The sequence below is a fragment of the Geodermatophilus sp. SYSU D00710 genome (assembly GCF_054050195.1).
The window spans coordinates 44242-53577 of the sequence record NZ_JBJGYX010000031.1; the positions used below are offsets into that span (position 1 = coordinate 44242).

8 protein-coding genes are annotated in these 9336 nt (G+C 78.9%); 3 read left to right on the forward strand and 5 right to left on the reverse strand.

Annotated elements, in window-relative coordinates:
* Positions 1-174 precede the first annotated feature (174 nt).
* The gene (locus tag ACI78U_RS15110) at positions 175-1416 is read left to right on the forward strand and encodes a globin domain-containing protein (RefSeq protein WP_456876151.1); all 1242 of its coding nucleotides are present in this window, start codon (positions 175-177) and stop codon (positions 1414-1416) included.
* Between the two features lie 100 nt (positions 1417-1516).
* On the opposite strand, the gene ACI78U_RS15115 is transcribed toward ACI78U_RS15110, so the two are convergent.
* Positions 1517-2812: an FAD-binding oxidoreductase gene (locus ACI78U_RS15115; RefSeq protein ID WP_456876152.1), complete on the reverse strand. Its 1296-nt coding sequence runs from the start codon at positions 2810-2812 to the stop codon at positions 1517-1519.
* A 164-nt stretch (positions 2813-2976) separates the two neighbouring features.
* On the opposite strand from ACI78U_RS15115, the gene ACI78U_RS15120 reads away from it, so the two are divergent.
* Positions 2977-5877, forward strand: a complete 2901-nt coding sequence (locus ACI78U_RS15120; RefSeq protein ID WP_456876153.1) for a BTAD domain-containing putative transcriptional regulator — start codon at positions 2977-2979, stop codon at positions 5875-5877.
* 1 nt (position 5878) lies between these two features.
* Here ACI78U_RS15120 and mug read toward each other — a convergent pair whose 3' ends face one another.
* Entirely contained in the window at positions 5879-6463 is a 585-nt protein-coding gene (mug, locus tag ACI78U_RS15125; protein WP_456876154.1) for a G/U mismatch-specific DNA glycosylase, read from the reverse strand.
* Positions 6464-6507: 44 nt separating this feature from the next.
* The gene (locus tag ACI78U_RS15130; protein ID WP_456876155.1) at positions 6508-7260 is read right to left on the reverse strand and encodes an alpha/beta hydrolase; all 753 of its coding nucleotides are present in this window, start codon (positions 7258-7260) and stop codon (positions 6508-6510) included.
* A gap of 62 nt (positions 7261-7322) precedes the next feature.
* Here ACI78U_RS15130 and ACI78U_RS15135 point away from each other — a divergent pair, with 62 nt between their 5' ends.
* On the forward strand, positions 7323-8525 hold the full coding sequence (locus tag ACI78U_RS15135) for an MFS transporter (protein ID WP_456876156.1): 1203 nt from the start codon (positions 7323-7325) through the stop codon (positions 8523-8525).
* Between the two features lie 16 nt (positions 8526-8541).
* Here the strand turns inward: ACI78U_RS15135 and ACI78U_RS15140 are convergent, their stop codons facing one another.
* Together ACI78U_RS15140 and ACI78U_RS15145 are read right to left on the reverse strand one after the other, a co-directional pair.
* The gene (locus tag ACI78U_RS15140; RefSeq protein ID WP_456876157.1) at positions 8542-8709 is read right to left on the reverse strand and encodes a hypothetical protein; all 168 of its coding nucleotides are present in this window, start codon (positions 8707-8709) and stop codon (positions 8542-8544) included.
* 99 nt (positions 8710-8808) lie between these two features.
* Positions 8809-9228 carry an FAD-dependent monooxygenase gene (locus tag ACI78U_RS15145; protein WP_456876158.1) on the reverse strand — a complete coding sequence of 140 codons (420 nt, stop codon included), beginning with the start codon at positions 9226-9228 and terminating at the stop codon, positions 8809-8811.
* Between the last annotated feature and the right edge of the window lie 108 nt (positions 9229-9336).

Here is a 9336-nt window from a genome sequence, read left to right on the forward strand (position 1 = left end):
AGCCCCCCGTGCGCCGGTCCCGTCGGCCGACCGGGTGGCCGGACCGCCGTCCGGGGCACTGTAACGACGATCACGACTACCGGCCAGGGCCGTACCGGTACGGCCGCAGTCGCCGACCGCAGTTCCTGCTGGCAGGGTCGGTGGCCGCGTCCGTCGACCGTCCGAGGAGGACCGATGCTGTCCGACCGATCACGACCCGTCATCGAGGCGACGCTGCCGGTGGTCGCCGACCACATCGGCGAGATCGCCGAGCGGTTCTACGGGCACCTGTTCGGCGCCCACCCGGAACTGTTCGACGGGGTCTTCAACCGCGGCAACCAGGTCACCGGTGAGCAGCAGGTCGCCCTCGCCGGGTCGGTCGCGGTCTTCGCGAGCACGCTGGTGCAGACGCCCGAGCAGGTGCCCGAGCGCCTGCTGTCGCGGATCGCGCACAAACACGCCTCGCTGGGCGTCACGCCGGCGCAGTACGACGTCGTGCACGAGCACCTGTTCTGGGCCATCGCCGACGTCCTCGGCGACGCGGTCACCCCCGAGGTCGCCGCCGCGTGGGACGAGGTCTACTGGCTGATGGCCTACGCGCTGATCAACCAGGAGCGCGGCCTCTACAGCGCCCGCGGCGTGCGCCCGGAGACGGTGTGGCGCGAGTGGGAGGTGGCCGAGAAGGTCCAGGAGACCCCCGAGGTCGTCACCTTCCGGGTCCGGCGGGTCGACGACCGGCTGGTCAAGACCTCGCTGCCGGGCCAGTACGTGACGGTGCAGGTGCCGATGCCCGACGGGGTCCGCCAGCCGCGGCAGTACAGCCTGACCCGGGCCGACGACGGCGAGCACCGCCAGTTCTCGGTCAAGCGGGTCCGCGGCGGCGGCAAGCCCGACGGCGAGGTGTCCAACCACCTCTGCGACCGGGTCGGGGTCGGCGACCGGCTGACGATGTCGCTGCCGTTCGGCGACGTCGTCCTCGACGACTCCGGCCGCCCGGTGGTGTTCGCCAGCGCCGGCATCGGCATCACGCCGATGGCCGGGATGCTCTCCCACCTGACCGCCGCGGGCTCCCACCTGCCCATCACGCTGCTGCACGCCGACGTCGACGAGGAGTCCTTCGCCCTGCGCGAGCAGGTGCTCAGTGACATCCGGCAGCTGTCCGGCGCGCGGATCCACACCTGGTACGAGCGCGGGGCGACCGGGACGCTGCCGGTCGACGGGGTCCACGCCGGGGTCATGGACCTCGACGCGGTCGACCTCCCGCCCGACGCCGTCTACTACCTGTGCGGTCCGCTGCCGTTCATGCGGGCCGTGCGCAGCGCGCTGCTCGACCGGGGCGTGGCCGCGCGGGACGTCCAGTACGAGGTCTTCGGCCCCGACCTGTGGCAGGCCGACTTCCAGACCGAGCCGGCCCCCGACGCCGTGCACGCCGGCTGACCGGCCGGCACCCCGGCCGCACCGCGCGGTGCCCGGCCCCGCGCTGCGGGGTGAGGTCGGGCACCGCGGGACGGGGTCGGCGCGCCCGCCCGGCCGGGGCTCAGGCGCCGCGCCGGTCCCCCGGGACGGCGCCCTCGAGGATGCGGTGCGGGTCGGCGCCGGCCGCCAGCGCGGCCAGCCGCTCGCGGACCGGCCCGGTGGGCGTGCGGGCCAGCACGTCGGGCACCGCGGCGAAGCCGTGGGCCGGCGGCCGGCCGGCGAGGTCGGCACCGAACGCGGCCGCCAGCTCCTCGGCGCAGGCCCGGGTGGCCGCCCGGTCCTCGGCGCCGGTGCCCCCGACGAGCCGGACCGCCAGCCGGGCGTCGCGGTGGCAGACGGCGCTGGGCCGCTCGGGCACCCAGCCCAGCGCCCCGCCGAGCAGCCGCACCTCCACCGTGCGCGGCCGGGCACCGCGGACGGCCCGCAGCAGCGCCGCGGCCGCCCTGTCGGAGATCCGGGTGGGCAGCAGCGAGGAGCCGGTGCCCGGCTCCTGGTCCCGCGTGGCCAGCCCGGCCGGCCCGCGCGGCGCGATCTCGGAGTCCAGGGGGCGGACGGTGGCCGCCAGCGGGCGCAGCAGCCCGTCGAGCACCTCGACGCCGTCCTCGGTGTCCCCGGCCCACGCGAACCGGACCGTCACCCCGCACTCGCCGTGCCGCGGGTGGGTCAGCAGCAGCGAGGTGCCCGCCTGCGACGGCAGCGTCGCCGTCCACGCGCGCCAGGCGTCGAACACCCGCGCGGCGTCGGACGCGGCCCAGCGCAGCTGCCCGCCGTAGCGCGGGCCGGCGGCCAGCAGGTCCAGCTCGACGGCGGTCACCACGCCCAGCGCCGCGCCGCCGCCGCGCACGCCCCAGAACAGCTCGGGCTCCTCGGTGGGGGTGACCCGCCGCAGCGCGCCGTCGCCGGTGACCAGCTCCACCGCGCGGACCCGGTCGCAGGCCAGGCCGTAGGTGCGCGCCAGCGGCCCGACGCCGCCCCCGGTCACCGTGTCGGCCACCCGCTCGGCCGCCGACGCGCCGGTCAGCGGGGTCAGGCCTCGCCGGCCCGCCTCCCCCGCCAGGTCGCGCCAGCGCACGCCGGCACCCACCCGCGCCCACCCGGCGGGCGACACGGTCACCTCCGCCAGGCCCGCGGGGTCGACCACCAGCCGGCGCGCCGGGGCGGTGCCGCGCCCCGGGCCCTCGACGGCGAGCGCGACGCCGTGCCGGCCGGCCAGCCGCACGGCCGCGACGACGTCGGCGGCCTCGGCCACCTGCACCACCGACCCCTCGCTCAGCCCGGCCCCGGGCGTGAGCCGGGACCGCAGGGCGGCCGACAGGTCGGGCGGGAGGACGGCGGGCAGGACGGTTCCGGACGTCACGGGAGGTCTCCAGGGTGCGGGGCGACGGTGCCCCAGGAGGGTCGTCCGCCGTCCTTGCTGTCCCCTTGCCGGGCGCTTGGGCGCCAGGTCAGCAGGTCACGGAACCGACTCGATGGAGTGGCTACAGCACCACGGCGGGGTTCCGGATCCTAGGCTCCCGCGCGATGACCGGCACCTCGTTCCGCGTGCTGGGACCCGTGGAGGTCCGGCGCGACGGCTCCCTCCTCGCCCCCCAGTCCCCCAAGCACCGCGCGGTCCTCGCCGCGCTGCTGGTCGACCCGGGCCGCACCGTGCCGGTCGACCTGCTCGTCGACCGCGTGTGGAGCGGCCAGCCCCCCGCGGCGGTGTCGGCGACGCTGCAGTCGATCGTGTCCCGGCTGCGCCGCGAGCTCGAGCCCGACGTCACCGGCGGCCGCTGGACGCTGCTGGTCACCCGGGAGCCCGGCTACCGGCTCGAGGTCGCCCCGGAGGACGTCGACGCCGTCCGGTTCGTGCAGCTGCTGCGCACCGCCCGCGACCGGGCCGCGCGCGACGAGGTGCAGCAGGCGCGGGAGGCGGTCACCGAGGGCCTGGCGCTGTGGCGCGGTCCCGCCTACGCCGACGTGTCGGCCACCTTCGCCGTCGAGGAGTCCGAGCGGCTCGAGCAGCTGCGGCTGGCCGCCCGCGAGCTCGCCGCCGAGCTGGACCTGCGCCTGGGCCGGCACGCCGAGATCGTCGACGACGTCCGGGAGCTGCTGCGGGCCGAGCCGCTGCGCGAGGGCCTGCGCGCCTCGCTGATGCTGGCGCTGTACCGGTGCGGCCGGCAGGCCGAGGCGCTGGAGGTCTACGAGGAGGGCCGGCGGCTGCTCGCCGACGGCCTCGGCGTCGACCCCGGCCGGGCGCTGCAGACCCTGCACGGCCAGATCCTGCGCCAGGACCCCGCCCTGGCCGGCGCCGGCCGGACCCGCCCCACGCCGGCCGCGCCCGCCGCGGCCCCGGCGCCGCCCGCCCCCGAGCGGCCCGCGGTCCGGCCGCTGGGCCCGCTGCCGGTGCCGCTGACCGCGTTCGTCGGCCGCGAGCGCGAGCTGGCCCAGGTGGCCGCGGCGCTGGCCGGGCAGCGGCTGGTCACGCTGGTCGGCCCCGGCGGCAGCGGCAAGACCCGGCTGGCGCTGGAGGCCGCCCGGCGGCGGCCGGCCGACGCCCCGCCGGCCGCGCTGGTCGAGCTGGCCGGCGTCACCGACCCCGACCTGGTCGCCGCGCAGGTGGCCACCGTCCTGGGCGTCACCCTCGCCGGCGGCGACCCGCTGGGCGCCGTCGCCACCGCCGTGCAGGACCGGCCGCTGCTGCTGGTCCTGGACAACTGCGAGCACGTGGTCGAGGCGGCCGCGACCGTCTGCGCCGAGCTGCTGCCGCGCTGCCCGGAGCTGCGCGTGCTGGCCACCTCGCGCGAGCCGCTGGGCCTGCCCGGCGAGGCGGTGCTGCCCTGCGGGCCGATGCCGGCCGGCGCCCCCGGCAGCGACGCCGAGCGGCTGTTCCTCGACCGCGCCCGGCTGGTCGCCCCGCACCTGGCCGACCCGTCGGAGGAGGACCTGGCGCAGGTCCGCGAGCTGGTGGCGGCCCTCGACGGGCTGCCGCTGGCCGTCGAGCTGGCCGCCGCGTGCCTGACCACGCTGCCGCTGGCGGAGGTGGCCGGCCGGGTCGACGACCGGTTCGCCCTGCTCTCGGGCGGCTGGCGGACCGCGGTGCCGCACCAGCGCACGCTGGCGGCGACGGTGCAGTGGAGCGTGGACCTGCTCTCGCCGCCGGAGCTGGCGGTCTACCGCGCCGTGGCGGTGCTGCCGGGCACCTTCGGCCCCGACCTGGTGGAGGCCGTCGCCGGGCCGGAGGTCGACGGCGGCGCGCTCGAACTGCTGCGCGTGCTGGTGGCCAAGTCCCTGGTCGAGCTCGACCACGGCGCCGGCCGCTACCGGATGCTCGAGACGCTGCGGCAGTACGCCGAGCAGGGCCTCGACGAGGCGCAGTCGCGGCGGCTGCGCGACCGGCTGACCGGCTTCGCCGTCGAGCTCGGCGAGCGGCTCGAGCCCACGCTGCGCCGTCCGGAGTGGACCGCCAGCGCGCGCCGGCTCGACACCGAGCAGCCCGCGCTGCGCGCCGCGCTCGGGCACGCGCTGGCCACCGGCCAGGGCGAGCTCGCGCTGCGGATCGGCTCGGCGCTGTCGTGGTGGTGGTACCGCCGCGGGCACGTCGCCGAGGGCCGCCGCTGGCTGGCCGCGGCGCTGGAGGCGACGCTGGACGCGCCGCCGCGGGTGCGCAGCGGCGCCCTGCTCGGCGACGCACTGCTCGCCTACCTCTCCGGCGACGTCCCCTCGATCTGGGCGCGGACCAACGAGATCGTCACCGCGGCCACCGACGAGTCCGACGGCGTGCTCGCCCTCGCGCTGGTCCTGCGCGGCTTCGTGCGGGCGCTGACCGGCCAGCCCGACCCCGAGGGGCAGACGCCGCACGACATCGCCCGCGGCCTGGAGCTGGCGCAGGCGTCGGGCATCGAGTGGGTGCAGGTCGAGATCGCGATGACGCTCGGCCAGTTCTCCCGGGTCGCCGGCGACGTCGACGGCGCGCTGGACCACCTCGCCCGCGCCGAGCGGCTCGCGGTCGACCTGGGCCACTCGTGGGCGCACTCGTCGGTGCTGTGGATCCGCGCCAAGGTGCTCACCGACGTGGGCCGGCCGGCCGAGGCGCTGGCGGACCTGTGGCAGATGCTCGACCTCACCCACCGCGAGGGCGACCTCACCGGCACCCTCGCCGGGCTGCTGGCCGCCGTCGGCACGGCCACCGCGGCCGGGGAGCCGCGTGCCGCCGGGGTGCTGCTCGGCGCGGTGCAGGCCAACGCCCGGCTGGTCGGTTACGACCCGCTGCGGATGGACCCGGTGGACGGGCAGCGCTACGTGGCGGCCACCCGGGCGGCGCTGCCGGCCGACGAGCTGGTCGCCGCGCAGGCCGAGGGTGCCGGTCTCGACCTCGGTGGCGCGGTGGCCCTGGTCGGCCGGCTGGCGGAGCAGGCCCGCACCGCGGCGGCCGCCGGCTGAGTCACGGCCGCAGGCCCGCGTACAGGCGGGCCAGGTCGGCCAGCTGGAAGTGGGCGTTGAGCCCGCTGGGGTTGGGCAGCACCCACGTCTGCGCGCCGGCGATCGCGGCGTCCTGGCGGCCCCACCCGTCGCGGGGCCGGCCGGTGGCCAGCCGCCAGGCCGTGATGCCCAGCACCGCCACGACGCGCGGGCGGTACCGCGCCACCAGGTCGCCCAGCGCCGCCGCACCCGCCCCCAGCTCCGCGGGCGTGAGCTCGGCCGCCGTCCGGGTGGGCCGGTCGACCAGGTTGGTCACCCCGAGCCCGTAGCGCAGCAGCTCCCGGTCCTCCTCCGGCGCCAGCCGCCGGGGGGTGAGCCCGGCCAGGTGCAGCGCCGGCCAGAACCGGTTGCCCGGCCGCGCGAAGTGGTGCCCGCGGGCGGCCGACGTCAGCGACGGGTTGATCCCGCAGAACAGGACGTCGAGGTCCGGCGCGACGACGTCGGGCAGCGGCTTGCCGGGCGGCGCCGGGTCCGCGCCGGTGTCCCCGCCGGTCGCGTCCCCGCCGGTCGTGGCCCCGCCGGTCGTGGTCCCGCCGGTCGTGGTCACGGGCCGGGAGCCAACCAGCCGCGGGCGCTGCACGCACCCCGGGGTCACACCAGCCCCGCGACGGCCTCCTCGGCGACCTCGGGCGGGACGCCGTGGCCACCGTCGAACTCCCGGTAGGTGACGTCGTACCCGTCGTCGCGGAGGGCGGGGACGACCTCCCGGCCGGTGCGGTCGATGGGCAGCACGTCGTCGGCGGTCCCATGGGACACGAACACCGCCGGCCGGCCGGTGCGCGGCCCCGGGGGCACGAACCCCGGCGAGAACGCCAGCACCCGCCGGAACAGCCGGCCGTTGGCCAGCCCGAGGCCCAGCGCGTAGGACCCGCCGTCGGAGAACCCGGCGACGGCGATCCGCCCGGGATCGACCGGGACGGTCCCGAGGACGGCGGCCAGCGCCCGGTCGAGCACGGCCACGTCGGGCCCGTAGCCCCGGGAGACGGCGTCCCAGGTCGCGCCGCGGGAGGCCGGCGCGAGGAGCAGCAGCCCCCGCTCGTCGGCCGGCCCGCGCAGCAGCCCGAGCCCTGCCTCGGCGTCGCCGCCCGCCCCGTGCAGGACGACGACCAGCGGGGCGGGCCCGGGGACCCCGGCCGCCGGGACGTGCAGCAGGGGGTCGCGGGTCTCCTCCAGCCCGAGCGGGCGGGTGCCCGGGAGCGGCGGCGGCCCGGTGGGCCGGGCGGTCGGGCGGGCGGTCAGGACGGCCGGGTCCCCGGCCTCCGGCGTCGCGGTGGGCGACCGCACGCCGCACCCGGCCAGCAGCCCGGCGCCGGCGGCCCCCAGCACCTGGCGGCGGGTGGGCACAGTCCCCCGGTACCCGGGGTCCGGCGGGCAGGCACGCCGGGCGACCTGACAGCATCGGGCGCGTGCGGCGACGGGGGGCGGGCGAGCTCCCCCGCGAGGTCGGCGTCCTGGCCGTCGTCGCCTTCGTCGTCGCGCTGGGCTTCGGCATCGTCGCGCCGGCCATCCCCCTGTTCGCCCGCTCCTTCGGCGTGGGGACGACCGCCGTCGGCCTGGCCGTGAGCGCGTTCGCCTTCTTCCGCTTCGTCTCCGCCTTCGGCGGGGGCTCGCTGGTCGAGCGGCTCGGGGAACGGCTGGTCCTCGCCGCCGGGCTGGTGCTGGTCGCGCTGACCACCGGCCTGGCCGGGCTGGCGACGTCGTTCCCCGTCTTCCTGACGCTGCGCGCCGCGGGCGGCATCGGCAGCGCCATGTTCACCGTGGCCGCGCTGGCGCTGCTGCTGCGGGTGTCGCCGCCGACGCACCGGGGCCGCGCGGCGGCCACCTACCAGGGCGGGTTCATCCTCGGCGGCATCGCCGGGCCCGCGGCCGGCGGCCTGCTCACCACCCTGTCCCCGCGGCTGCCGTTCCTCCTCTACGCCGGGTTCCTGCTGGTGGCCGGCGCGGTGGCGATGGTGCTGCTGCGGTCCCCCGACGACGACGGCGTCGGCGTGGCGGCCGCGGCGCCCGACCTGTCCGACCGGCCGCTGCCGCTGCGGGCCGCGCTGCGCTCCCGGGCCTACGTCGCGGCGCTGGTGGCGAACCTGGGCATCGGCTGGGTGCTCTTCGGCGTCCGCAACTCGCTGGTCCCCCTCTACGTGACCGAGGAGCTCGGGCGGACCGCGGCCTGGGCCGGGGCCGGGCTGCTGGCCGGGTCGGCGGCGCAGGCGCTGGGTCTGCTGCGCTCGGGCCGGCTGGCCGACACCTGGGGCCGCCGGCCGAGCCTGGTGCTGGGCGCGGCGGTCGGGACCGCGGCGATGGCGGTCCTGGTGCTGCCGCCCGCGACCGGGGCGTTCCTGCTGTCGATGGCCACGTACGGGCTGGCCGCCTCGCTGCTGGCCAGCGTGCCGGCGGCCCTGGTCGGCGACGTGAGCCCGGCCCGCGGCGGCCGGGTCGTGGCGGTGTTCCAGATGTCGGCCGACCTCGGCGCGGTCGCGGGCCCGCTGGTGGCGGGCTGGCTCACCGACGTCGCCTCCTACCAGGTGGCCTTCGCGGTCAGCACGGCGGTGGTGGCGGCGGGGCTGGTCGCGGCCCTGGCCATCCCGCGGTCGGCGCCGCCCGCCGGGCGCTGACCCGGCCGGGCTCCCCTCAGCCCTGCGGCTCGGCCTCCTGGCCCATCGCCTCGTCGACCGACGTCTCCCCGCCGGTGCGGCCGCCGCCCTCCCGCGCGGGGTCCTGGCCCACGCTGGCGTGCGAGCCCTCGTCCTCGGTGCCCGGCTGGGTCCCCGGCTGTTCGCCCGGATCGGTGCCGCCCACGACCGCCTCCTCGTCTCTCCGACCCGCCCGTCCGGCGGGCCGTGCCGACGGCTCCCCGGTGCCCGCCCGGGGCCGCCGCCACACGCGCCGCCGCGGACGTCAGCCCGCCGGGACCGGCGCGGGCACGGCGGGTGCGTCCCAGTCGACCGAGTGGGCCCGCATCCAGGCCGTCGGGTCGCGGTGGCGCAGCACCAGCGGCATCACCAGGTCGCGGACGAGACGGCCCACGGCCGGGGGCGACTTGGCGCTGCTGGTGGCGAAGCCCTGCGCGACGACCCGCTCCGCGCGCGCCCGGCGCAGGCCGACGAAGGTCCGCAGCGCCTCGTCGACCGGCAGGTCGCGCAGGCAGCGGGCGAGCACGACGGCGTCCTCGACCGCCAGCGACGAGCCCTGCCCGGCCGCCGGCGACGTCGCGTGCGCGGCGTCCCCGACCAGCACCGTGCGCCCCCGGTGCCAGTGCTCCACGCGGGGGACGTCGTACGTGGTCCACCCGCGCAGCGGCCCGGGCGTGGCCTCCACCAGCGCCACCAGCGGGGGGGGGGGGGCGGGGGGGGGGGGGGGGGGGGGGGGGGGGGGGGGGGGGGGGGGGGGGGGGGGGGGGGGCGGCGGCGGGCCGCGGGGGGGGCG

Bases quoted from the DNA above. Each gene is read 5' to 3' on its own strand.
- ACI78U_RS15110 (WP_456876151.1), top strand. From the start codon at position 175: ATGCTGTCCGACCGATCACGACCCGTCATCGAGGCGACGCTGCCGGTG.
- ACI78U_RS15120 (WP_456876153.1), top strand. From the start codon at position 2,977: ATGACCGGCACCTCGTTCCGCGTGCTGGGACCCGTGGAGGTCCGGCGC.